1 protein-coding gene is annotated in these 377 nt (G+C 63.7%); it reads left to right on the top strand.

All coding sequences use genetic code 11. The features are described from left to right. Positions 1-88: 88 nt before the first annotated feature. The coding region (locus ABFX56_RS15910) for a hypothetical protein (RefSeq protein WP_428834465.1) at positions 89-377 on the top strand (289 nt) is incomplete at its 3' end.

Below are 377 nucleotides of genomic sequence, written 5' to 3'. Positions count from 1 at the left end.
CGACACCTCGAACGAGTACGCCAGCAGCTTCATCGAAGAATCCGAGATGGCCAAGCTCAGCGTCGTGTCCGAACCCGAGAAGGCGGACATGCCCGACCCGTTCCAGGTCGAAGCAGCCGTCGCCCTGATGATGCGCACGATGTTCGACGTGCTGCGCGACACCCGGATGGAGGAATTCGCCAAGGATCTCGTGTGGGGCTTCTGCAACAGCTTCCACATGGTGGCGAAGCGTCTCGAAGGGCGCGAGGATGACGCCGCCCGCAAGCTGGGCGAACTCGCGCGCACCTTCGACCCCTCGGAGATCTACGCGAACGAACTCGAGGACACGCAGCTGCTCTGCCAGACCCTCGAGGGATGCCGGGCTGCGATGGAGTGCA

It is taken from the genome of Parafrigoribacterium mesophilum, from assembly GCF_039652555.1.
GTDB classification, from domain to species: domain Bacteria; phylum Actinomycetota; class Actinomycetes; order Actinomycetales; family Microbacteriaceae; genus Parafrigoribacterium; species Parafrigoribacterium mesophilum.
The sequence above is the reverse complement of the archived record's forward strand: the minus strand, read 5'-3'. Positions and strand labels throughout refer to the sequence as shown.